22 protein-coding genes and 1 pseudogene are annotated in these 23,954 nt (G+C 48.9%); 19 read left to right on the top strand and 4 right to left on the bottom strand.

Features of this window, described 5'->3' with window-relative positions; genetic code table 11:
- Positions 1–14: 14 nt before the first annotated feature.
- Positions 15–1,649: a glycoside hydrolase family 43 protein gene (locus DW819_RS07660; RefSeq protein WP_118732793.1), complete on the top strand. Its 1,635-nt coding sequence runs from the start codon at positions 15–17 to the stop codon at positions 1,647–1,649.
- Between the two features lie 15 nt (positions 1,650–1,664).
- Positions 1,665–2,837, top strand: coding sequence for a sn-glycerol-3-phosphate ABC transporter ATP-binding protein UgpC (gene ugpC, locus DW819_RS07655; RefSeq protein WP_118732792.1), 1,173 nt, complete (start codon positions 1,665–1,667; stop codon positions 2,835–2,837).
- Between the two features lie 71 nt (positions 2,838–2,908).
- Here the strand turns inward: ugpC and sigG are convergent, their stop codons facing one another.
- Positions 2,909–3,685: an RNA polymerase sporulation sigma factor SigG gene (gene sigG, locus DW819_RS07650; protein WP_118732791.1), complete on the bottom strand. Its 777-nt coding sequence runs from the start codon at positions 3,683–3,685 to the stop codon at positions 2,909–2,911.
- Between the two features lie 162 nt (positions 3,686–3,847).
- Between sigG and DW819_RS07645 the strand changes: the two genes are divergently transcribed.
- From DW819_RS07645 to DW819_RS07635, 3 genes are all read left to right on the top strand, one after another.
- Positions 3,848–4,387, top strand: a complete 540-nt coding sequence (locus DW819_RS07645; RefSeq protein WP_118732833.1) for a histidine phosphatase family protein — start codon at positions 3,848–3,850, stop codon at positions 4,385–4,387.
- A gap of 209 nt (positions 4,388–4,596) precedes the next feature.
- Positions 4,597–5,736 carry a J domain-containing protein gene (locus DW819_RS07640; RefSeq protein WP_118732790.1) on the top strand — a complete coding sequence of 380 codons (1,140 nt, stop codon included), beginning with the start codon at positions 4,597–4,599 and terminating at the stop codon, positions 5,734–5,736.
- Between the two features lie 155 nt (positions 5,737–5,891).
- Positions 5,892–7,487: an AAA family ATPase gene (locus DW819_RS07635; RefSeq protein WP_118732789.1), complete on the top strand. Its 1,596-nt coding sequence runs from the start codon at positions 5,892–5,894 to the stop codon at positions 7,485–7,487.
- A gap of 63 nt (positions 7,488–7,550) precedes the next feature.
- Here DW819_RS07635 and DW819_RS07630 read toward each other — a convergent pair whose 3' ends face one another.
- On the bottom strand, positions 7,551–8,318 hold the full coding sequence (locus DW819_RS07630) for a type III pantothenate kinase (RefSeq protein ID WP_118732788.1): 768 nt from the start codon (positions 8,316–8,318) through the stop codon (positions 7,551–7,553).
- A 196-nt stretch (positions 8,319–8,514) separates the two neighbouring features.
- Here DW819_RS07630 and coaBC point away from each other — a divergent pair, with 196 nt between their 5' ends.
- From coaBC to DW819_RS07565, 13 genes and pseudogenes are all read left to right on the top strand, one after another.
- Positions 8,515–9,708 carry a bifunctional phosphopantothenoylcysteine decarboxylase/phosphopantothenate--cysteine ligase CoaBC gene (gene coaBC / locus DW819_RS07625; RefSeq protein WP_118732787.1) on the top strand — a complete coding sequence of 398 codons (1,194 nt, stop codon included), beginning with the start codon at positions 8,515–8,517 and terminating at the stop codon, positions 9,706–9,708.
- A gap of 186 nt (positions 9,709–9,894) precedes the next feature.
- Positions 9,895–11,487 carry a peptide chain release factor 3 gene (locus DW819_RS07620; RefSeq protein ID WP_118732786.1) on the top strand — a complete coding sequence of 531 codons (1,593 nt, stop codon included), beginning with the start codon at positions 9,895–9,897 and terminating at the stop codon, positions 11,485–11,487.
- Positions 11,488–11,519: 32 nt separating this feature from the next.
- Complete coding sequence (locus DW819_RS07615; protein ID WP_118732785.1) at positions 11,520–11,966, top strand: GatB/YqeY domain-containing protein; 447 nt, start codon at positions 11,520–11,522, stop codon at positions 11,964–11,966.
- 17 nt (positions 11,967–11,983) lie between these two features.
- Positions 11,984–13,387, top strand: coding sequence for a dipeptidase PepV (gene pepV / locus DW819_RS07610; RefSeq protein ID WP_118732784.1), 1,404 nt, complete (start codon positions 11,984–11,986; stop codon positions 13,385–13,387).
- A gap of 238 nt (positions 13,388–13,625) precedes the next feature.
- Complete coding sequence (locus DW819_RS07605) at positions 13,626–14,912, top strand: O-acetylhomoserine aminocarboxypropyltransferase/cysteine synthase family protein (protein WP_118732783.1); 1,287 nt, start codon at positions 13,626–13,628, stop codon at positions 14,910–14,912.
- A 31-nt stretch (positions 14,913–14,943) separates the two neighbouring features.
- The gene (gene cysK / locus DW819_RS07600) at positions 14,944–15,876 is read left to right on the top strand and encodes a cysteine synthase A (RefSeq protein ID WP_118732782.1); all 933 of its coding nucleotides are present in this window, start codon (positions 14,944–14,946) and stop codon (positions 15,874–15,876) included.
- 69 nt (positions 15,877–15,945) lie between these two features.
- A complete protein-coding gene (locus DW819_RS07595) occupies positions 15,946–16,374 on the top strand; it encodes an RrF2 family transcriptional regulator (protein WP_118732781.1) in 429 nt (142 codons plus the stop codon).
- Positions 16,375–16,765: 391 nt separating this feature from the next.
- Positions 16,766–17,785 carry an ATP-binding cassette domain-containing protein gene (locus tag DW819_RS07590; protein ID WP_118732780.1) on the top strand — a complete coding sequence of 340 codons (1,020 nt, stop codon included), beginning with the start codon at positions 16,766–16,768 and terminating at the stop codon, positions 17,783–17,785.
- Positions 17,775–18,440 (top strand): methionine ABC transporter permease, encoded by a 666-nt coding sequence (locus tag DW819_RS07585; protein WP_243025681.1) that lies wholly within the window; start codon positions 17,775–17,777, stop codon positions 18,438–18,440. Before DW819_RS07590 ends, DW819_RS07585 begins: the two co-directional genes overlap by 11 nt.
- A 79-nt stretch (positions 18,441–18,519) precedes the next feature.
- Positions 18,520–19,419 carry a MetQ/NlpA family ABC transporter substrate-binding protein gene (locus DW819_RS07580; RefSeq protein ID WP_118732779.1) on the top strand — a complete coding sequence of 300 codons (900 nt, stop codon included), beginning with the start codon at positions 18,520–18,522 and terminating at the stop codon, positions 19,417–19,419.
- Positions 19,420–19,546: 127 nt separating this feature from the next.
- Positions 19,547–19,783 (top strand): annotated as a pseudogene (locus tag DW819_RS07575) (PRC-barrel domain-containing protein); the annotation flags it as partial.
- Between the two features lie 170 nt (positions 19,784–19,953).
- The gene (nrdR, locus tag DW819_RS07570; RefSeq protein WP_118732777.1) at positions 19,954–20,415 is read left to right on the top strand and encodes a transcriptional regulator NrdR; all 462 of its coding nucleotides are present in this window, start codon (positions 19,954–19,956) and stop codon (positions 20,413–20,415) included.
- 18 nt (positions 20,416–20,433) lie between these two features.
- Positions 20,434–20,940 carry a YqeG family HAD IIIA-type phosphatase gene (locus DW819_RS07565; protein WP_118732831.1) on the top strand — a complete coding sequence of 169 codons (507 nt, stop codon included), beginning with the start codon at positions 20,434–20,436 and terminating at the stop codon, positions 20,938–20,940.
- An 80-nt stretch (positions 20,941–21,020) separates the two neighbouring features.
- Here the strand turns inward: DW819_RS07565 and efp are convergent, their stop codons facing one another.
- Positions 21,021–21,578, bottom strand: coding sequence for an elongation factor P (efp, locus tag DW819_RS07560; protein ID WP_118732776.1), 558 nt, complete (start codon positions 21,576–21,578; stop codon positions 21,021–21,023).
- Positions 21,579–21,747: 169 nt separating this feature from the next.
- On the bottom strand, positions 21,748–22,809 hold the full coding sequence (locus DW819_RS07555; RefSeq protein WP_118732775.1) for a tetratricopeptide repeat protein: 1,062 nt from the start codon (positions 22,807–22,809) through the stop codon (positions 21,748–21,750).
- 179 nt (positions 22,810–22,988) lie between these two features.
- Here DW819_RS07555 and DW819_RS07550 point away from each other — a divergent pair, with 179 nt between their 5' ends.
- The gene (locus DW819_RS07550) at positions 22,989–23,798 is read left to right on the top strand and encodes a LytTR family transcriptional regulator DNA-binding domain-containing protein (RefSeq protein ID WP_182432592.1); all 810 of its coding nucleotides are present in this window, start codon (positions 22,989–22,991) and stop codon (positions 23,796–23,798) included.
- Positions 23,799–23,954: the final 156 nt, after the last annotated feature.

The following is a 23,954-nucleotide window of genomic DNA, read 5'->3' as shown; positions in this document are numbered from 1 at the left end:
AGGAAAGTTGAATCATGGACAAGAATATGTTCTGCAATCCAATTATAAAAGGTGGATATCCGGATCCGTCGGTATGCCGGGTCGGTGATATGTACTACATGGTAACCTCCTCCTTTTATTACTTTCCGGGACTGCCGGTATTTCAAAGCCGGGACCTGGTTCACTGGGAACAGATTGGGAACGCGATTTCGCGGCCGGACCAGTTAGATTTCAGAAACTGCGACAGCTCGGAAGGGTTGTGGGCAGCTACCATCCGGTATCATGAAGGTATCTTTTATATCATCAATACACTGGATGTACAGGGACGGACCTACCGCTACAACTACATTGTGACGGCCAAAGATCCGGCCGGTCCATGGTCTGACGCAGTGATCATTGAGGGAGCCGATGGTATTGACCCGTCCCTGTTTTTTGACAAGGATGGGAAAATGTGGTACTGCAGCAATCTGATCCCGGAGGACTTAAAGTTTCCGTACCAGAAGCAGATCTACGCCTGTGAACTGGATCCGGAAACGTTCCAGATCCGTGGGGAAAAGCATATCATCTTCGATTCCATTGTGGATCACACGCTGTTTACCGAGGCTCCGCATATTTATGAGATCAACGGAAGCTATTATTTGATGACGGCCAGTGGAGGAACTCAGACAAATCACTGTGTGAACATTTACCGCAGTGAGACGCTTCTTGGACCTTATGAGCCCTGCCCGAGAAACCCGATCGTGACGAACCGGAATGTCCGGCTGAACAATGAGCTTGGTATTGCGGTGGTGGGCCACGGAGATCTGATCGAGACTCAGAAGGGTGAGTGGTACATGGTTCTTCTTGGCATCCGTCCGTATCAGAAATACATTGAAGATTATAATCAGTATCTGCCGAGAAAGTGGATCCGGGAACCAGACCGCAACAAGGATGCACAGTTTAATCTGGGCCGTGAGGTCTGCATGATTCCTATGGCCTGGGATTACGATAACTGGCCGATCGTGGACAACCACAACGGCATGGTAAATCCCATGGAGCGAAAGCCGGATCTGGAAGAATGGCGGCCGCCGCTTAAGAGCAGGGTGGATAACTTCGAGGATCCGGTTCTGGATATGATCTGGTGCATGCGCCGTCCTGTGAAGACCCCGTTCTATACCTTGACAGAGCGGCCGGGCTATCTGCGGCTTTACGGAAATGACGCAAAGGCTGAGGATACACGCACCCAGGCCCTCCTGGTGCGCAGACAGCAGCACAATTATTTCGAAGCGGCTGTGGCTATGGAATTCGAGCCGGAGCAGGAAGGCGAGGAAGCAGGCATGATCGTGACCCAGAATGACCGGTATGCGATCATGGCAGTAAAGGAAAAACTGGATGGTGAGCTGTTTATCACCGCTTACCAGATCATAAATGGCAGGAGAGAGCTGATCACGAGAAAGCCGGCCGAGGCAGGACGGATGTATCTGTTTATTGAGGGCAGTACCGGACAGTACCATCTCTATTATGGAAATTCAGAACGGGAAAAGAAGATTCTGGCCACAGACATTGACGGATCCATCCTCAGTACGGTTGTGGCAGACGGATTTGTAGGAACTTATGTAGGAATGTATGTTTCTGGCAGCGGCGCTCATGCGGATTTTGACTGGTTCCGGTATGAGATCGTGGAAGAATAAGGAGGATATGGCATCATGGCAGAGGTATCATTACGGCACATTAAAAAAGTTTATCCAAACATGGAGAAGAAAAAGAAAGGTGAGAGCGAGAAAAAGACCAATCTGAAAGTGACCGACGAAGGCGTTCTTGCTGTACAGGATTTTAACCTGGAGATCAGGGACCAGGAGTTCATCGTACTGGTAGGACCGTCTGGCTGCGGTAAATCAACCACCCTTCGTATGGTAGCCGGGCTGGAAGAAATCAGTGGTGGCGATCTTCTGATCGACGGTGTCCGCGTGAATGATGTGGAGCCAAAGGACCGTGATATTGCCATGGTATTCCAGAGCTATGCACTGTATCCCCACATGACCGTGCGCGGCAACATGGAATTTCCGCTGAAGCTGCGTAAAATGCCGAAGGATGAGATCAAAAAGCGCGTGGATGCAGCGGCAGAAACTCTGGGCATCACGGAATATCTGGACAGAAAGCCAAAAGCATTATCCGGCGGTCAGAGACAGCGTGTGGCCATCGGCCGTGCCATTGTCCGTGAGCCGAAGGTGCTTTTGATGGATGAGCCGCTATCCAATCTGGACGCAAAGCTGCGTAACCAGATGCGTGCGGAAATCATTAAGCTGCGTCAGAGAATCAAATCCACCTTCCTCTATGTTACCCATGACCAGACAGAGGCTATGACCCTGGGCGACCGCATCGTCATCATGAAGGATGGTGTCATCCAGCAGATTGGAACTCCGCAGGAGGTATTCGATCATCCGTATAACCTGTTTGTTGCAGGCTTCATCGGTATGCCCCAAATGAACTTCTTTGATGCGGAGCTGGTGGAAAAAGACGGTGCTTACAGCGTCAAGGTGGGGGGAATCGAGGTTGCCCTTTCTGCTGAGAAGCAGGAACGTCTGAAAGCAAAACAGGTGAAATCTCAGGAAATCACCCTTGGCGTGAGACCGGAGCATATCACACTGCTGGCAGACGACCAGAGCGGCATCCACGGAACCATTGAAGTAGCCGAGATGATGGGAAGCGCGGTACATCTGCATGCATCCGCCTGCGGCAAGGACACCATCATTATTGTAGATACCATGAACCTGGACAAGGGGCAGAACCTGTCTATCGGTGCAAATGTTCAGTTTACCTTTGACGGAAATGTAGCTCATGTATTTTCAAAAGATGGTCTGAACTTGGAAATGAAATAGGATATTTTGGAAATAGAGGCAGGAAAGAAACTGGCTGGAGTAGCTGGATTCTTTCCTGCTTTTCCTGTTTTTCAGTTCAGGTAATTCCGCATGGCTTTCAGCGCGTTTTTCTCAAGCCTTGACACCTGGGCCTGGCTGATGTGGATTTCCTCAGCAACCTCGGTCTGAGTCTTTCCTTCAAAGAAGCGCAGGTCGATGATATGGCGTTCCCGTCCGGGCAGCCGGTTCATGGCCTCACGAAGGGAGATTTCTTCCACCCAGTTTTCCTCGGAGCTTTTCTTATCTTTGATCTGGTCCATCACATAGAGGGGATCACCGCCGTCGGTGTAGATGGGTTCATAAAGACTCACCGGGCTCTGGATGGCATCCAGCGCGTAGGTGATATCTTCCTTGCTGATGCCAATTTCCTGGGCAATTTCCATGAGAGTTGGCTCTCTGGCATTTTTTCGTGTCAGACCTTCCCGTGCATAGATGGCTTTGTAGGCAGTATCACGTAGGGAACGGCTGACTCGGATGGAATTGTTATCCCGCAGATACCGCCGGACCTCACCCAGGATCATGGGAACCGCATAGGTTGAAAAACGGACATTCTGGGTAATATCAAAATTATCGATGGCCTTGATCAGTCCGATGCATCCGATCTGGAACAGGTCATCCACATTTTCATTGCTGCTGGAAAAACGCTGGATCACGCTTAAGACCAGGCGCAGGTTCCCTTTGATGTACTGTTCTCTTGCTTCTTCGTCACCCTCCAGGATCCGCCGAAAGAGCGTATCCTTTTCTTCATTTGTAAGCAGGGGCAGCTTCGCCGTATTGACTCCGCAGATTTCCACTTTGTAGCCTGCCATGTTCCTTACCTCCGCAAATTGTGTTATGTTCCGGGATGTGATACATAGAACATGATTTACGGAAATGCTCACAATTATACTTCCAGAAAATTGCAGATGAGAAAAAAGTAGGGTAAAATAAGGGAGAAACATAAGCAATTGCAGGAGGATGAAAAGAAATCCATGGGACATTTATATTTTGTAAGACACGGACAGACAATATGGAATGTGGAAGGAAAAATCTGCGGGGCCACAGACATTGCCCTGACAGAGCTGGGACATGAGCAGGCCATTGCGACGGGAAAAAAGATTCTGGAAGAGCATATTTATGCGGATGAGATTTTATATTCTCCCCTGATGCGGGCGGCGGACACGGCAAAGCATATCTCGGAGGTGACCGGCATTCCTGCGAGGGTGGAACAGCGTCTGAAGGAACAAAACTTTGGCAGGTGGGAATCCACACCGAGAAACGGAGCAGAGTTTCAGGTGGCTAAGCAGTCCTTTGTCTGCAGCTATGAGGGCGGCGAGTCCATGTTGCGGCTGGCTCAGCGTATTTACAATCTACTGGATGAAATCAAGGCACAGTCCGGTGAAAAGACCTACATCCTGGTAGCGCATAATGGTATTGCCAGAGTCGTGCAGTCTTATTTTACGGATATGACCAATGAAGAGTTTGCAGGGTATGGCGTGAAGAACTGCGAGGTGGTGCGGTACGATTTTTAGTTTTTTACAGTTTAGGTTCTGCCGGACCTGACTTATAATAAAAATGGTAATTGTGTTTTCTTTGTTAAATTTATTCTTCCCCCTTGCTATTCGTAAAACGCGTGTTATAATACAAATAGAACAAGATGATGTTGTAATATGAACTCATACAGGCTGTTGCCATATGAATTGAACGGGCAGCAGCCGATTTAGAAAGCAGGGTGAGAACAATGGCTGCAAAGAGAGATTTTTATGAAGTGCTCGGTGTTTCTAAAACAGCGAGCGAAGCAGAAATTAAGAAAGCATACCGTAAACTTGCCAAAAAGTATCATCCGGACAGCAATCCGAACGATGCCGTGGCAGCAGAGCGGTTTAAAGAGATAAATGAAGCCTATGATGTCTTGAGTGATCCGGAGAAAAAGAAACTGTACGACCGGTTTGGTGCGGCAGCATTTGAGGCCGGGTTCGATCCGAAGGCGGCAGCCGGAGGATATGGCAGCTTTGGCGGCTTCCATGGCAGTTTTGGCAGTGGAAGCGGCGGCTTCCACAGTTATTCCGGTGACCCGAACAGCGGGTACCAGGAGTTCCACTTTGAAGGAAATCCGGAAGATATGGATGACATTCTGGGCGGCATGTTCGGTGGAATGTTTGGAGGACATGGCGGAAAGAGGAGAACATCCAGTGCCTACGGAAGCAGTTCCCAGGGCAGCGGTTTCCATAGTGGCTTTGGTGGCAGTGGCTATCAGGGCAGCGGCTTCCACAGCGGTTTTGGCGGCAGCGGGTTTGAAGGTTTTACCTCCGGTGCCGGATATCAGAGCCGAGGTCAGGATATCACTTCCGACCTGACTGTTACCTTTGATGAAGCAGCTTTTGGCTGTGATAAGATGATCACGCTGACTGGTTCTGACGGACGAAAGCAGACGCTGCAGCTGCACATTCCGGCGGGCATGGAGGACGGCAAGAGCCTTCGCCTGCAGGGCAAGGGCGGCGCAGGCGTAAACGGTGCTCCGGCGGGTGACCTGCTGATCTGTATTCATGTTGCGGAGAAGCCTGGCTTTACCAGAAAAGGCGCGGATGTTTACACCACAGCGAACATTCCGTTTACTACTGCAGTACTGGGCGGCGAAGCGATCATCAATACCTTAAATGGCCGTGTATCCTGCCGCATCAAACCGGGCACCCAGTCCGGCTCCAAGATCCGCCTGAAAGGTAAAGGCGTAGCCAATATGCGGGACCCGAAGACCTTCGGTGATCTTTATGTAACCGTCCAGATTGAAGTGCCGACCAGCTTAAGCGCCGAGGCACTGGCAAAGCTGAGAGAGTTTGAAGCAGCAAGTGATAGAAAGAAAGGCGGGTTCCACGCTGCTTAATGTGAAGTGAAAAAGTTCTGCACAATGAGAGCGATTTCTCAAAGTGCAGAACTTTTTTCTTCCTTGTGATATGGAACCTGCTGGGGTATAATATGGTTAATATATAGAAATCAGAATGAATCAGCATCTGTTTATGGACAGGCGGGAGGTGTGGAATGGGCAGTTATCTGAATCCGGGAAATGCATTGTTTAAAATGGCGGTAAATTCGCAGATTTTTGTGGATAAAAGTATGCTGATTGATGTGACAAACCGCTATCTGAATACCATGCAGCGTTTTATCTGTGTCAGTCGTCCGAGAAGATTTGGAAAGTCGGTGGCAGCAGATATGCTGGCCGCTTATTATGACAGAAGTGTTGATTCCTCTGCGCTTTTTGAACATCTGGAAATCAGCAGTCAGAAATCATATGGAATACATTTGAATCAGTACGATGTTGTCAAACTGAATATGCAGGAATTTTTAAGCGGAACGAAGAATGTAGATGAAATGCTGGAGCGAATTCAGAAGTTTCTGATTTTTGATCTGCTGGATGCATATCATCAGGTACGTTTTCGTGATGAGAAAAGCCTGATCCAGGTGATGAAAGATGTCTATTCTCATACCGGACATCCGTTTGTGATTTTGATTGATGAGTGGGACTGCCTGTTTCGGGAATGCAAACACAGTGAGGAGGCTCAGAAAAAATATCTGGATTTTCTGAGAGCCTGGCTGAAGGATCAGAGCTATGTGGCTCTGGCTTACATGACAGGAATCCTTCCGATCAAAAAATACGGTTCCCATTCTGCACTTAATATGTTTACCGAGTATTCTATGACAGAACCAGGAGATATGGCCCCGTATTTCGGATTTACGGAAGATGAGGTTCAGACATTATGCGAAACTTACCAGATGAATTATGAAGAGGCCAGAGCCTGGTATGATGGTTACGGCCTGATACAGCACAGCAAAGACGGTGACATCTGCTATTCCATGTACAGTCCGAAATCTGTTGTGGAGGCAATGCTGCGCCACAAATTTGGAACTTACTGGAATCAGACAGAAACCTATGAAGCTTTGAAACTTTACATTCAAATGAATTTGGATGGATTAAAGGATGCAGTGGTACAGATGCTGGCCGGAGAAACAGTCCCAATCAATACCGGAACATTTGCCAATGACATGACCAGCTTTTCTTCTAAAGATGATGTCCTCACACTGCTGGTACATTTGGGCTATCTGACCTATGACAGTGAGAATGAAACGGTAGCAATTCCAAACAAAGAAGTTTCTCAGGAATATATTAATGCCATCAGTACCATGGGATGGCATGAAGTTATGGACGCAGTTCAGGCGTCCAGAAAACTTCTTCAGGCATTGTGGAATATGGATGCAGATACAGTGGCGCAGGGAATTGAGCAGGCACATCAGGAAATTTCTATTCTGCAGTACAATGATGAAAATGCTCTGAGCTGTACCATAAATCTTGCTCTTTATTTTGCAAGGGAATATTACACGATTATCCGCGAACTGCCCACAGGAAAAGGCTATGCAGATATTTGCTATATTCCGAGAAAATTATATGCGGATAAACCTGCGATTGTCGTGGAATTAAAATGGGATAAGACCGCAGAGGGGGCAATTGCACAGATTAAAGAAAAGCAGTATGTAAATGCGCTGAAGGAGTATCGCGGAAATCTGCTTCTGGCTGGAATCAATTATGACCGTGAGACGAAAAAACACTACTGCATAATAGAAAAATTGATCATGGAATAAAAGCAGAGCAGGAAGAACAGTTAAGGTTCTTCCTGCTCTGCTTTGCGGGCAAAGTGATAGGGATTATGCCTTGTTTTTTTCGTAAATGATCATGAGCCCCTTCAGGAGCAGGGCATCGTCATAGATGATTTTGTGTTTGCAGAGCGGAACCACGAAACGGGAGAGACCGCCGGTAGCAATGATGGTAGCCGGTTCGCCCAACTCTTCTTCCATATGCTCCAGGATGCCGTCGATCATGCCGGCATTGCCGTACATGATGCCGCTGCGCATGCAGTCGATGGTGTTTTTACCGATGACACGCTTCGGAATGTCCAGGCTGATGGACGGAAGCTGTGCCGTCTTGCTGCTTAAGGAGTCCAGGGAAACGCGAAGACCCGGATAGATGATGCCGCCGATATAGTTGCCGTTTTTATCCACAACGGACATGGTAGTTGCGGTACCCATATCAATGATGATGATCGGACCCGGGTATTCCCTGATGGCAGCTACGGCATCTACGATCATATCGCTTCCGACGGTTTTCGGGTTATCCATGATGATGTTCATGCCGGTTTTGATGCCGGCGCCTACCAGCATCGGGTGATAGCCCAGGATTTTCTTTACAGCAGAAGAAATCGCTGCGTTTAACGGCGGAACAACGGAGGACATGATAGCTCCTTCAATGTCAGCAGGGTTGATCTGATGGATCTCCAGAATATTTTTAATATTAATTGCATATTCGGTTCCGGTTTTGGCGTGGTCAGTGGTGACACGCTCTACAAAATAAGTTTTCTGGGAATCGATACAGCCAATGACGATGTTGCTGTTTCCCATATCCAGTGCTAAAATCATGGAAAAAACTCCTTCTATTCGTGATAAATGGTGGTGGTTCACAGGTGAAAAAGCCTGTATATTATTTTACATCCTATCACATTTTACAGGGAATGACAATTGAAAAAGGAGCGATCCACTTCACCCTTTTCCTGTCCGGTAAAATATGCTATACTCATAAAATATGACTGATCTGAAGAAGAACGAGGAGGTTCTTATGTTAAAAGGAAAAACCGTAGTATTGGGTGTGACCGGCGGAATTGCTGCTTATAAAATTGCCAATCTGGCCAGTATGCTGGTAAAACAGCATGCCAATGTGCGGGTGATCATGACACAGAATGCAACGAATTTTATCACCCCGACCACCTTTGAGACTCTGACCGGGAAAAAATGCCTGGTAGATACATTTGACCGGAATTTTGAGTTTCAGGTGGAGCATGTCTCTCTGGCCAAGCAGGCAGATATCTTTATGATCGCTCCGGCTACGGCCAATGTGATCGCGAAGGTGGCGCACGGTCTTGCAGATGATATGCTGACTACCACATTTCTGGCCTGCAGGAGTCCGAAGTATATCGTTCCGGCCATGAACACCCAGATGTATGAAAATCCCATCACCCAGGACAATCTGAACATCTGCCGGAAATACGGCATGCATGTGATTGAACCGGCCAGTGGCTATCTGGCCTGCGGCGATACCGGAGCCGGAAAGATGCCGGAGCCGGAGACTTTGTTTGAGTATATTTTACAGGAACTTGCCTGTGAGAAAGATCTGGCTGGAAAGAAGGTTCTGGTAACGGCCGGGCCAACACGGGAGGCCATTGATCCGGTGCGCTATATCACCAATCACTCCACCGGAAAGATGGGCTATGCCATTGCAAGGGCAGCAGCCAGAAGAGGAGCAGAGGTGACTCTGGTAAGCGGACCGGTAGATTTAAAGGCGCCGCTGGGGGTGAGGCTTGTGCCGGTCATCAGTGCGAAGGATATGTTTGACGCGGTAACTTCTGTCAGCGCAGAGCAGGATGCCATTATCAAGGCAGCGGCTGTGGCAGATTACCGTCCGGCTGTTGTCGGAGCCGAGAAAACGAAAAAGAGCGATGGCAACATGAATATTGAACTGGAACGCACCGATGATATTCTGGCATGGCTTGGAGCCCACCGGAGAGAGGAACAGGTGCTTTGCGGCTTTTCCATGGAAACTCAGAATATGCTGGAAAATTCCCGGGCAAAGCTTGCGAAAAAGAACGTGGACATGATCGTGGCGAACAGCCTGCGCACAGCCGGAGCCGGATTCGGAACGGACACGAACCTTGTGACTGTCATCACAAAAGATGGCGCAGAGGAGCTGGAGCTGATGAGCAAGGACCAGGTGGCGCATGAGCTGCTGAACCGGATCTTTGACGGAAAGCATTAAAATCAGGAATTTTTCAATGAAAATGCCATGTTTTCCGGCAACTCTGACTCTTGTCAAAGCGCAGTATGTCTGATAAAATGTAAGATTGGAGTAACTGCGCGGAAGCTGCGCAGTCAGCTAACTGAAACGAACAGAAAAAGCGGATGGATTCAGACCGCTTTCACCTATAGAACGGAGGACTTATTTTTGTCAAATATTACAGAAGAAATTAAGAAACGAAGAACCTTTGCGATCATTTCCCACCCAGATGCCGGTAAGACAACCCTGACTGAGAAATTCCTTCTTTACGGAGGTGCCATCAACCTGGCCGGTACCGTAAAGGGAAGAAAGGCTGCAAAGCATGCAGTTTCCGACTGGATGGAAATCGAGAAGGAGAGAGGTATTTCCGTTACCTCTTCCGTTATGCAGTTTGAGTATGATAACTACTGCATCAACATCCTGGATACCCCGGGACATCAGGACTTCTCTGAGGATACTTACCGTACCCTTATGGCTGCCGACAGCGCGGTCATGGTCATCGACGGATCCAAGGGTGTTGAGGCCCAGACCATCAAGCTGTTTAAGGTCTGTGTCATGAGAGGCATCCCGATCTTCACCTTCATCAACAAGATGGACCGTGAGGCGAGAGATCCCTTTGAGCTGATGGACGAGATCGAAAACGTGCTTGGCATCCGCACCTGTCCGATCAACTGGCCGATCGGCTGCGGCAAGAATTTCAAGGGTGTGTATGACCGCCACGAAAAGACTATCACGACCTTCACGGCTGCCATGGGAGGACAGAAGGAGATTGCGTCCCAGACCTTCCCGGTAGAGGGAACCGATGTTGAATCCGTGATCGGAGCAGATTACCATCAGCAGCTCTTAGATGAGATCGAGCTGTTGGACGGTGCAGCCGATGAGTTTGATCAGGAACGTGTCAGCCGCGGAAATTTATCTCCGGTATTTTTCGGTTCCGCTCTGACCAACTTTGGTGTAGAGACCTTTCTGCAGCATTTCCTGAAGATGACTACTTCTCCACTGCCGAGACGGGCTATCACAAGAGAAATCAGTCCGTTTACCGATGATTTTTCCGCGTTTGTCTTTAAGATCCAGGCAAATATGAACAAGGCCCACCGTGACCGTATCGCGTTCATGCGTATTGTATCCGGCAAGTTCGAGGCCGGTATGGAGGTAAACCACGTTCAGGGCGGCAAGAAGATCCGTCTGTCCCAGCCGCAGCAGATGATGGCGCAGGACAGAAAGATCGTGGACGAGGCCTATGCCGGCGATATCATCGGCGTATTCGATCCTGGTATTTTTGCCATCGGAGATACGCTGTGCCTGTCCAACGAGAAGTTTGAGTTTGAGGGTATCCCGACCTTCGCTCCGGAGCATTTCGCCCGCGTGCGCCAGATTGATACCATGAAGCGCAAACAGTTCTTAAAGGGTGTCAGCCAGATCGCCCAGGAGGGCGCGATCCAGATCTTCCAGGAGTTCAATACCGGTATGGAAGAGATCATTGTCGGCGTAGTCGGCGAGCTGCAGTTTGAGGTTCTGACCTACCGACTGGAGAATGAGTACAACGTAGAGGTGAAGCTGGAGAAGCTGCCATACGAGTATATCCGCTGGATCGAGAATAAGGACGAGGTGGATGTAGCCAAGATCCAGGGAACCTCCGACATGAAGCGCATCAAGGACTTAAAGGACAATCCGCTGCTGATCTTTGTCAACAGCTGGAGCATTGGCATGGTGGAGGACCGTAATCCGGGACTGAAGCTGAGTGAATTCGGACGTAACTAAAAGCAAATAAAACAGAAAAGGAGTGTTACGATATGAGCAAGATTGACGTAGTAAGAGCTGCAATGGTAGAGGCTATGAAGGCAAAAGACAAGGCAAGAAAAGATTCCCTGTCCATGCTGCTTTCCGCACTGAAGAACGCGCAGATCGACAAACGTGAAGAGCTGACTGAGGATGAGGAAAATGCAGTTGTAAAGAAAGAGATCCGCCAGACCCAGGAGACCTACGACATGGCTCCGGCAGACCGCACCGATATCCGCGAGGAAGCCGCTGCGAGACTTGCTGTATACAAAGAGTTCGCTCCGGAAGATATGAACGTAGAGCAGATCACCGAGGTGATCAAAGGGGTGCTCGCAGAGCTTGGTATTGAGAAGCCGACTGCAGCAGACAAGGGTAAGATTATGAAGGTTCTGATGCCGAAGGTAAAAGGTAAGGCAGACGGCAAACTGGTAAACCAGACTCTGGCAGCAATGACAAAATAATTCAGGGGGAATTTGTTATGTATAAAGAGAAAATCAGCGCATGGGTAGACGCGCATAAAGACGAGATGCTGGAAGATATCTGCGAGCTCTGCCGTATCAACAGCGAGAAGATGCCGGCAGAGGAGGATATGCCGTTTGGGCCTGGCACTGCTGAGTGTCTGGACATGGCACTGGACATGGCAGAAGGCTATGGCTTTGAGACCTGCGATTACGATGGCTATGTAGGCTGTGTGGATATGAATGAGCTTCCTCATCAGCTGGATATCCTGGCACACCTCGATGTTGTACCAGCCGGGGAAGGCTGGACTGTGACCGAGCCGTTCAAGCCGGTATTAAAGGATGGAAAGCTGTACGGACGCGGCACCGCAGATGACAAGGGACCAGCAGTGGCTGCCCTTTATGCGATGCGCGCAGTCAAAGAGCTTGGTATTCCGTTAAAGAAAAACGTGCGCCTGATCCTGGGAACGGATGAAGAGTGCGGCAGCAGCGATATCCGCCATTACTACAGCATTGAAAAAGAAGCGCCGATGACCTTTTCTCCGGATGCGGAATATCCGCTGGTTAACACGGAAAAGGGACGCTTCCCGGGCCATTTTACTGCTGGATTTGAAGCATCCGATGCACTTCCAAGACTGGTTTCTATCAAGGCAGGAACTAAGGTGAATGTTGTTCCTGGCAAGGCGAAGGCTGCGGTAGAGGGCTTTGAGATGGCAGCACTGGAAAAAGCTGCGGCCGAGACAAAGGAAGAGACCGGCATCAGCTTTGAGTTTGCGGCAGAAGGAACAGTGACTGAAATTACCGCCACCGGAATCGGTGCTCACGCCTCTACTCCGGATGTGGGCAATAATGCGCTGACCGGCCTTCTGGTGTTCCTTGGAAAACTGGATTTTGCATCCTGCCCGCAGGTTGACATGGTCAGAAAAACAGCATCCCTGTTCCCACATGGCGATGTAAACGGAAAGACCCTGGGTGTGGCTATGGAGGATGAGCTTTCCGGAAATCTTACCCTCTCCTTCAACATGCTGAGTGTAGATGCGGCAAGCATGGATGGTGAGTTTGACGGCCGTATCCCGGTATGCGGAAACGATGAGAATGTGCTTGAGGTTGTAAGAGCACGCATGGCAGAGCAGGGTCTTACTTTGTTAAACAAGGCGTTGATCCCACCGCATCATGTATCTGCAGATTCCTATTTTGTAAAGACCCTGCTGGCTGCGTTCGAGCTGTATACCGGCCGTAAGGGCGAGTGTCAGGCACTGGGCGGCGGCACTTATGTTCATCATCTGGAAAATGGCGTGGCATTCGGCGCAGCTATGCCGGAGACTGACAACAAGATGCATGGACCGGATGAGTTCGCAGTTGTAGACGAGCTTCTGGTAAGCGCAAAGATCTTTGCGCAGGCGATTGTGGATCTGTGCGGCTGATCTGTTATCAAAACGAATACGAAATGGATGAGAGTGCAGCAGTAAAATGTGATTCATTTTACTGCTGCTTTTTTGTATTCTGTTGTATTTTCAAAAAACACCGATAAACCTATTGACATAGTAGGTTATGGTGGCTATAATACAGAACAACGAATCACCTATGGAAATACAGGGTAATTTAAAACACGATCTTAAGTAACGGAACCGTTATGGATGAATGGAAAGGCAGGTACATACCATGAGCAAGAATTACAAGTTTGAGACTCTTCAGCTTCACGTAGGACAGGAAAATGCAGATTCGGCAACAGACTCCAGAGCCGTACCGATCTATGCAACCACCTCTTATGTATTCAAGGATTCCGCACAGGCGGCAGGACGCTTCGCTCTGACTGAGCCGGGCAACATTTACACCAGACTGATGAATCCGACCTCTGATGTCTTCGAGAAGAGAGTTGCAGCCCTGGAGGGCGGTATCGGAGCACTGGCAACCGCATCCGGTTCCGCAGCGATCGCTTACGCAATCCAGAATATTGCAAAGGCAGGAGATCATATCGTATCCTCCACCAACCTGTACGGCGGAACCACCAACCTGTTTGAAAACACACTGCCGGAGCAGGGAATCACTACTACCCTGGTGGATCCGGCCGATCCGGAAAACTTTGAAAAAGCCATTCAGCCGAATACCAAGCTGCTCTATGCAGAGACGCTTGGCAACCCGAATTCAGATGTGGTCGATCTCGAGGCAATCGGAGAGATCGCTCACCGTCACGGCATCCCGTTCATTGTAGACAGCACCTTCGCTACTCCATATCTGCTCCGTCCGCTGGAGCATGGTGCTGATATCGTGGTACATTCTGCAACCAAGTTTATGGGCGGTCACGGTACCGTAATGGGCGGTGTTATTGTGGACGGCGGCAAGTTTGACTGGGCACAGAACGACAAATTCCCGGGCTTAAGCCAGCCAAACCCATCTTATCATGGCATCGTATTCACTGAGGCATGCGGGAATGCTGCCTACATCACGAAGCTCCGTACAACTCTGATGAGAGACCTGGGTGCTACCATTTCTCCGTTCAACTCCTTCCTGTTACTGCAGGGGCTGGAGACTCTGTCCTTAAGAGTAGAGCGCCACGTAGAGAACGCACTGAAGGTTGTAGATTTCTTAAAGAATCATCCACAGGTAGAAAAGGTAAATCATCCGTCCCTGTCTACCGGTCGTCAGAAAGAGCTGTATGACCGCTATTTCCCGAACGGAGCAGGCTCCATCTTTACCTTTGAGATCAAAGGCGATGTCAATACCGCAAAGAAATTTACGGAGAGTCTGGAGCTGTTCTCCCTGCTTGCAAATGTGGCTGATGTGAAGTCTCTGGTGATCCATCCGGCATCCACCACCCATTCCCAGCTGGATGAGGAAGGCCTGCTGGCATGCGGTATCAAGCCGACCACCATCCGTCTTTCCATCGGTACCGAGCATATCGATGATATTATTGACGATCTGAAACATGGCTTTGAAGCAGTAAAATAATAACGGTGCATAATGCAAGGAGGACATCAGGATGGCAAACATTTATACTTCCGCAGATCAGCTGATTGGTAAAACCCCGCTTCTGGAGCTCACAAACATTGAGAAAAAGTTTGGTTTAAAGGCAAAAATCCTGGCAAAACTGGAATATTTGAATCCGGCAGGTTCTGTAAAGGACCGCATTGCCAAGGCTATGATCGATGCTGCTGAGGCAAGCGGTGAGCTGAAACCGGATTCCGTGATCATTGAACCGACCTCCGGCAATACAGGAATTGGTCTGGCGTCTGTGGCTGCAGCCCGCGGCTATCGCATCATAATCGTAATGCCGGAAACTATGTCTGTGGAGCGCCGCCAGTTAATGAAGGCGTATGGTGCAGAGCTTGTCCTCACCGAGGGGGCAAAGGGCATGAAGGGAGCGATTGCCAGGGCAGATGAACTGGCCAGGGAAATTCCGAATGCATTTGTGACAGGACAGTTTGTGAATCCGGCAAATCCCAGGGCACATTTTGAGACCACCGGACCGGAAATCTGGGAGGATACCGATGGCCGGGTAGATTATTTTGTGGCAGGTGTCGGTACCGGAGGCACCATCACCGGAACCGGACGTTTCTTAAAGTCCAAAAACCCGGATGTCAAAGTGGTTGCGGTAGAGCCTGCTTCCTCCGCAGTGCTTTCCACTGGTGTGGCAGGAGCACATAAGATCCAGGGAATCGGAGCCGGCTTTGTACCGGAAGTGCTGGATACCAAGATATACGATGAGATTATTCCGGTCAGCAACGATGACGCGTTTGCAACCGGAAAGGAAGTTGGAAAGAATGAAGGCGTACTGGTAGGAATTTCCTCCGGCGCGGCTCTCTGGGCTGCCATAGAGCTGGCAAAACGCCCGGAAAATGAGGGTAAGACAATCGTAGTGCTGCTCCCGGATACCGGAGACCGCTACCTGTCTACTCCGTTATTTGCAGATTAACAGGAAACTGTGAGGGTAACGGAGCGTTATAGAACGATAGATTGAATATGAGAAGGATGGTTGGGGATTATGATGATTTCAACAAGAGGAAGATATGCACTGCGCGTGATGATCGATCTGGCAGAACATGCCACGGGGACATTTACTCCGTTAAAGGAGGTGGCACAGAGACAGGACATTTCTCAGAAATATCTGGAATCTATCATGTCCAACCTGTCGAAATCCGGTTTTGTGGAAGGTGCCCAGGGAAAAGGCGGCGGATACCGCCTGTCCAGGGCGCCGGAAGATTATAAAGTAGGAGAAATCTTGCGCCTGACGGAAGGCTCCCTGGCGCCGGTAAGCTGTCTGGAGGCAGGTGCCAAGCTCTGCGAAATAGCGCCGCACTGCCGGACCCTGCCTATGTGGACCCGTTTAAACAGCGTGATCAATGAATTTTTTGACAGCTATACCATTGCCGATCTGATGAAGACCGAAGATGGCGGCGACTATGTGATTTAAATGAGCAATGCGAAGCATTTTCGAGCCTGCATTGCAGAGAAAAACGGTCTCAACAAATTTACAGATATCTCTTGACAAACCCCTTTCCCTGGCGTAGAATACGCCACATAGGGTAGTAAAAACATACTACGGAAATGAGGAATCAGCTATGACTCAGGTTAAGACCATGCAGATGAATATGGCTATGATGTGCGGCATGATGATGGACATGTGCCGTATGTTTGTATGCAATCAATTTCATCAGTAATCTGCAGGGTCAGGAAAGAGCATAGAAGAAGCATAAAATCAGAGACGAGAACGCATTCTAAGCCGTAAGCCTGTTGCAGGTTTACGGCATTTTTATTTCATAGGAAAATCCGTCATTTCCGTATCACAGGGAAAGGAAAAGAGTATGGCATTAGAGGAAACCATTATCCAGTTAAAGCACATGGGCAAGGAATTCAAAACGGCTAACGGGCCGGTCAAAGCCCTGGATGACATTAATCTGGAAATCAGGCGCGGAGAAATCTTCGGAATTATCGGACTTTCCGGAGCAGGAAAGAGTACGCTGGTCCGCTGCATCAACATGCTGGAGATCCCGACCTCCGGCCAGGTATTGTTTGAGGGAGAAAACCTGGCAGCATTAAATGACGCCGGACAGAGAAAGGCAAGACAGTCCATGGGTATGATCTTCCAGCAGTTTAATCTGCTGGCGCAGAGAAACATTCTCCGGAATGTATGCTTCCCCATGGAGATTGCGGGAATTCCAAAGCAGCAGGCGAAAGAGCGCGCCATGGAGCTGTTAAAGCTTGTGGGACTGGAGGACAGGGCAAAGGCTTATCCGGCACAGCTTTCCGGCGGACAGCGTCAGAGAGTGGCCATTGCCCGGGCCATTGCAACAAACCCGAAGGTGCTTTTGTGTGACGAGGCTACCAGTGCCCTTGACCCGAACACGACCAAGTCGATCTTACAGCTGATCAAACAGATCAACCGGGACTTAGGCATTACCGTGATTGTAATCACTCATGAGATGGCGGTCATTGAAGCCATCTGTGACCGGGTGGCCATCATCGACCACAGCCAGATTGCTGAGTATGGCCGGGTATCAGAAATCTTTTCTGAGCCAAAGTCTAAGATTGGCCGTCAGTTAATTCTGGGCGATGCGGTGGAAAATGTAAGATTCGACAAATCCAGAAAGATCCGCATCACCTTTGACGGACGTTCTTCCATGGAGCCGGTTCTGGCCAATATGATCCTGGCCAGCAAGGTCCCGGTGAACATCCTGTACGCTTCCACGAAGGATATTGGCGGCACGGCTTATGGCCAGATGATCATTCAGCTGCCGGAGGATGAAGCGGACGCGGCGAGAGCCCTGCATTATTTAAAGACCGTGCAGGTGCCGTATGAGGAGGTGAACAGTGATGCTATTTAGTCAGCAGATTTTAGAACTGATTCGGAACGGAATCGGAGAAACCTTATGTATGGTGATCATTTCCACCATCGTTTCCTATATGATCGGAATTCCGCTGGGCATCATCCTGGTGGTGACCGACAAGGAGGGCATTCGTCCCATCCCGGCCTTGCAGAAGGTGCTGGGACTGATCATCAACCTGCTCCGGTCGGTACCGTTTCTCATTCTTCTGATCATGATGATTCCGGTTACCAGAAAACTGGTGGGAACCAGCCTGGGCTGGAGGGCAGTGGTACCGCCGCTGGTGGCCTCTGCAGCTCCTTATATTGCCCGCATGGTAGAATCCTCCTTTAAGGAGATCGATGCCGGAGTTATTGAAGCAGCAAAATCCATGGGAGCTTCTACGTCCCAGATCATCTGGAAGGTATTGCTTCCGGAGTCAAAGCCGTCTCTCTTGATCGGAGCGGCTATCTCCACCACCACCATACTCGGCTATTCTGCCATGGCAGGCGCGGTCGGCGGCGGTGGACTGGGAGGTATCGCGATCAACTACGGTTATTACCGTTATGAGACCGACATTATGCTGGTGACGGTAGCGATCCTGGTCATCATCGTACAGATCATTCAGGAAATCGGCATGAGACTGGCAAGAAACAGCGACAAGAGAATACGTTAAAATGGATTTAGCAGCCGCAGGACGGCTGTCGGCTAAAGGCCATATAAATCAAAATTATTGATCGAGGAGGATAAGTATTATGAAAAAGAACATTGGTGTAATCGCAGCAGCATTTTTAGCAGCAGCAGCTCTGACCGCATGCGGCGGCAGCAAACCGGCTGAAACCACTGCAGCAGAGACCGGCGCAGAGGCAGCAGAGACTACCGCAGCAGAGGCAGAGAGCAGAGAAGCAGAAGCAAAGACTGACGATTTAAAGGAACTGACTGTAGGTGCAAGCCCGGCTCCCCATGCAGAGATTCTGGAGGCTGCAAGAGAGGAACTTGCAAAGAAAGGTTATGATTTAAAGATCGTTGAGTATACCGACTACGTTCAGCCGAACCTGGCACTGGACGCTGGTGATCTGGATGCAAACTATTTCCAGCATCTTCCGTATCTGGAGCAGTTCAATGAGGAGAGAGGAACCAAGTTAGTCAGCGCAGGCAAGATCCATTACGAGCCGTTCGGCATCTACGCAGGCAAGACCGCAACTCTGGATGCGCTGGCAGATGGCGCAAAGGTGGCTGTTCCGAACGACGCGACCAACGAGGCACGCGCACTGCTGCTTCTGGAAGCACAGGGCCTGTTAAAGCTGGCAGATGGTGCAGGCTTAAAGGCAACCAAGACAGACATTGTTGAGAATCCGAAGAACCTGGATATCCTTGAGGTTGAGGCTGCACAGGTTCCGCGTTCCCTTCCGGATGTTGACATCGCAGTCATCAACGGCAACTACGCAATTGAGGCTGGTTTAAAGGTATCTGATGCTCTGGCAGTGGAGGCTTCTGATTCTGAGGCAGCAACCACCTACGGAAACGTGGTAGCAGTTCAGGAGGGTAAAGAAGATGATGAGAAGACCAAAGCTCTCATTGAGGCCCTGACCAGCGATGCAGTGAAGGAGTATATGGAGCAGACCTACGAGGGTGCAGTAGTTCCGTTATTCTAATCGCTAAGCAGATGTAATAAAATCAGACAGTTTTCAGGAACTGCCTGGAAACTATACGCATAGACTACAGTAAGGACGTTTCATTCCGGATGTGGCCTATGCGTATTTTTGATTTAAAAAAAAAGAAGTCATCAACATCTGTGACTGTAAAAAGCTGGGCTTTGTGGGCGATGTAGAATTTAATCCGGAAAACGGCTGCATCACGCATCTGATCGTCCCGGGACCCGGGTGCCTGTGCGGGATTTTTGGGCGAGAGAAGGAGTATATCATTCCGTTTCAGGATGTGTGCCAGATTGGGGATGATATCATTCTGGTGGAGGTGCGCAAGCTGAAAGATGTGGAAAAACCATGCAAATGCGACTGAACGTGTGGGAAAGAGCATAATATTTTGTTTTACAAAAAAGAACCGGGGAGCTATCCTAAAAGAGACAGATGGCATCAAATGGGAATCCGTTTTCGTGAAATTTAAAACCGCTTGCGCCTGTGGGACAGATAGAGTAAAATAAAAGCAAAGGTACACAGGAGGAAAAAAATTTGAAATGTCCATTTTGCAGTGCAGCAGATACCAAGGTCATTGATTCCAGACCGGCTGAGGACAACAGTTCCATCCGCCGTCGCCGTCAGTGCGTAGTCTGCGGAAAGCGCTTTACCACATATGAGAAACTGGAAACCATGCCGCTTATGGTCATCAAAAAAGACCAGACAAGAGAACCGTATGACCGTTCTAAAATCGAGTCGGGCGTGGTTCATTCCTGCCATAAACGTCCGGTTTCCATCCAGCAGATCAATCAGATGATCGATGAAATTGAGAACGAGATCTTTACCATGGAGGATCGGGAGGTGGAAACTTCTGCCATCGGCGAACTGGTCATGCAGAAGTTAAAACAGCTGGACGAAGTTGCCTATGTGCGTTTTGCTTCTGTTTACCGGGAGTTCAAAGACGTGAATACCTTTATGGAGGAGCTGGGAAAGCTTCTGGAAAATAAGCGAAAGTAGGACAGGAATACAGACGTGATATTAGAACCATTTTATCCGAAAGAGTGGGTGGACAGTACCTACGAAATAAACTGGGAAGATTGGAAAGAGAAGGGGAAAAAGGGGGTCATTTTTGACATCGATAATACCCTGGTGCCTCACGGAGCTCCGGCGGATGAGCGGGCACTGCTCCTGTTCCGGCGTCTTCATGGATTGGGATTTCAGACGCTCCTACTGTCCAACAATAAGGAGCCGCGGGTGAAATCCTTCGCGGAGCAGGTGCATTCTCCTTATATTTACAAGGCTGGAAAACCGGGGGTGAAGAATTATAATCGTGCGGTAGAGGAGATGGGGCTTTGCAAAGAGGAGGTACTGTTTGTGGGTGACCAGCTTTTTACCGATGTGTACGGTGCAAACCGCGCCGGAATCTACGGAATCCTGGTAAAACCCATCAACCCCAAAGAAGAAATCCAGATCGTGCTGAAGCGCTATCTGGAGGCAGTGGTGCTGCACTTCTATAAGCGTGAAATGCAAAACAAATCATAACAATAAAAAAGAGGCAGTTCCTGAAAATGGAATTGCCTCTTTTGCATTCAATCAGTTCAGATCAAAAACTGTGCGGAGTATTAAACTCTGGACAGATACTCACCGGTACGGGTGTCGATCTTGATCTTATCACCGTTGTCAACGAACAGCGGAACGTATACGGTTGCGCCAGTCTCAACGGTTGCCGGCTTGGTAGCGCCCTGTGCGGTATCACCCTTGAAGCCCGGCTCGGTGTTGGTGATCTCAAGCTCTACGAATAACGGCGGCTCTACGGAGAATACCTTACCATTGTAAGAGCAGATCTTAACAATCTCATTCTCCTTAACGAACTTTAATGCATCACCGATCACGTCTGCTGCGAGAGCCATCTGCTCGTAGTTATCCATGTTCATGAAGTTGTACAGATCGCCATCTTCATACAGATACTGCATATCAACACGGTCGATTCTTGCAGACGGGAACTTCTCAGTCGGACGGAAGGTTCTCTCTACTACGGAACCGGTCATAACATTTTTGATTTTGGTTCTTACGAAAGCAGCACCCTTACCCGGTTTTACATGCTGGAACTCTACGATCTGGTATACGTTACCCTCGATTTCCAGGGTAATGCCGTTTCTAAAATCACCTGCTGAAATCATGTGATATTCCTCCTTGAATTTGCGTACTCGCGATTAATCTACTATATTCTATACTAAAAACCGCTGTTTTTCAACTGTTTTTTCGTGTTTTGCCGTGTTTTGCCGCGATTAGCAGGGGCTTTTGCGGTATTTTTGCTGCATCCGGACTGATGTTTGGTCCTGCCGCGGGTTATCGGCTGAGCTGGTCCAGGATATCTTTGGTATCGGACATGAGCTGAGAATCCGTGGAATGTTCCATCACATACTCAAAATCAGCTTTGGCCAGACTGGCTTCATCTGTATGAAGATAGCAGACTCCTCGGTTGTAGAAGGCAAAATCCGCAAAGCAGTTTCCCTCGATTGCGGCAGTGAAATACGGAATAGCCGTTTTATAGTCTTCCCGGTTCATGCTGATGGAACCAAGGTAGAAATTGCATTCAGCCAGGTAAGCACCCTGTTCATAGGCTTTTCGGAGATAGCTTTCCGCGGCTTCTTCCTGTTCCAGGTTCATGTAGGAAGAGCCAATGAGGAAATTCAGTTCTCCGTCCTCTGGCTTTGCGACGGCATATTTCTGAAAATCGGCAAGAGCACCCTCAAAATCTTCAAGGGAATAACGGCAGACACCGCGGGCATAGGCAATTGCATCGGCATATTCCGGGAGTGCTTTTTCCGCATTGTTGTAAGCGGTGATGGCATTTTCGTAGTCCATCTGCTGCTGGTAACAGTCTGCGATGTACATCAGTACATCCGTCTGGGATGGATCAATTTGGTACATGGTTTCGTAGTCGGTACGGGCTTCGGCGTATTTGCCGTTTTCCTCCAGAAGCTGTGCCCGGAGCTGTCTTGCATCGTAGAGATCCGGGGCCAGGCGGATAGTGGTTTCCAGATCGGCCATGGCTTCATCGGACCGGTTTAACAGGACATAAAGTCCGGCTCGTTTCAGGTAATACTGGGGATTAGCGCTGTCCAGTGCAAGCAGATGATTGATTTCATCAAGTGCTTCATCATAATTGCTCTGGGTCACAAGTTCAGAAAAATGATCCAGGGCAGCATTTTGCTTGTCCAGTGACAGCTGCAGCTTTTCCTGAAGCTGTTCGGCTGCCTGATGTGACCGGTGCTGTTCATACTGTTCCAGAAATGCAGTGGACACGTAGGGGAGCGCCAGAGATACAATGAGAATCAAGGCAATCCCCTTTTTTCGTGCGTTGATTTTAAAGAAAAGACCGCGGCGGCCTGTAGAATGATGTTTCATAAATGCCCCTTTCTCTTATGCAGGTTCATAAGGGTTAAAATTATGGATTAATAACCTCAGAGTATCATAAGTAATCTAAAAACTCAATAAAAATAGCAAAACTTTGACATTAGAGCCGGCAAAATGCTATAATTTATGACAATAACAGCGGATTTTTAGGACAGAGAGGAGAAATGCTTATGCAAAAAAAGGTGGCGCAGGAGGCACTGGAACTGACGCGGGAGTGCCTGATGCAGTATTGGCAGCTGAATCCGGAACTGGTACTGTCTTACTGTGATGAGGATGTATTATGGACCGGGACACTGCAGAAGCAGTTTATTGTCGGGAGGGAAGCGACTGCGGAAGATCTGCGGGGTACTATGCGGGATTTAAAACCATGCCATTTAATGGAACAGGATTTTTTTGTAGTGCAAAACAGTGGAAATGTCTGTACGGTGGCAGGGCGTTATCTGGTCACGACTGATGAGCGTGTGGAATTTTTCCTTCAGGTGCAGCAACGCTGCACGTTTGTCTGGGAGCAGAGAGATGGGAAACTGAAAATCTGTCATATGCATATTTCCAATCCGCTGGGCGAACTGAAAACAGTGGGAGATGAGATGTTTCCCAGCACCATGGGCAGAATGGCGCATAAATATCTAATGCGCCGGTTTAGTACACTGACAGATAAAACCAAGCTGATGGCTGCAGATCTGGAGGACCGGGAACACATCTTTCTTTTATCTGAGATTCTTTATGTGGAGGCAGGCGGACGCATAAGCATCATTGCTTTTCTTTCCGGAGCGAAAATACCAGTGCGTATGACATTAACAGAGTTTCAGGAGAAAGCAGATGAGAGGTTTGCGGCAGTGCACCGGAGCTATATTATCAACGCGGAGTGCATTTCCCAGATCCAGAAATATGAGGTGGTACTGATCGACGGGACGCGGATTCCAATTCCGGTGAAGAAGTACCGGGAAACCAGAGAAATGCTGTTAGAGCGGCTGCAGTAGGAAAATTTCAAAAATAAGTTTTCGATGTCAATATTCATGCCTTTCATGCAGAAAGCATTGAATGAAGAAGTCTATTTCTGTATAATCAAAGTAGAAAACTGTATTTTTTTTAAAAATGACAAAAAAGTCAGAAAACATAAAAACTACGGATACATA

Origin of the sequence: Clostridium sp. AM33-3 (assembly GCF_003480315.1) — a bacterium.
In the GTDB taxonomy this organism is placed as follows: domain Bacteria; phylum Bacillota; class Clostridia; order Lachnospirales; family Lachnospiraceae; genus Brotaphodocola.
The sequence above is the reverse complement of the archived record's forward strand: the minus strand, read 5'-3'. Positions and strand labels throughout refer to the sequence as shown.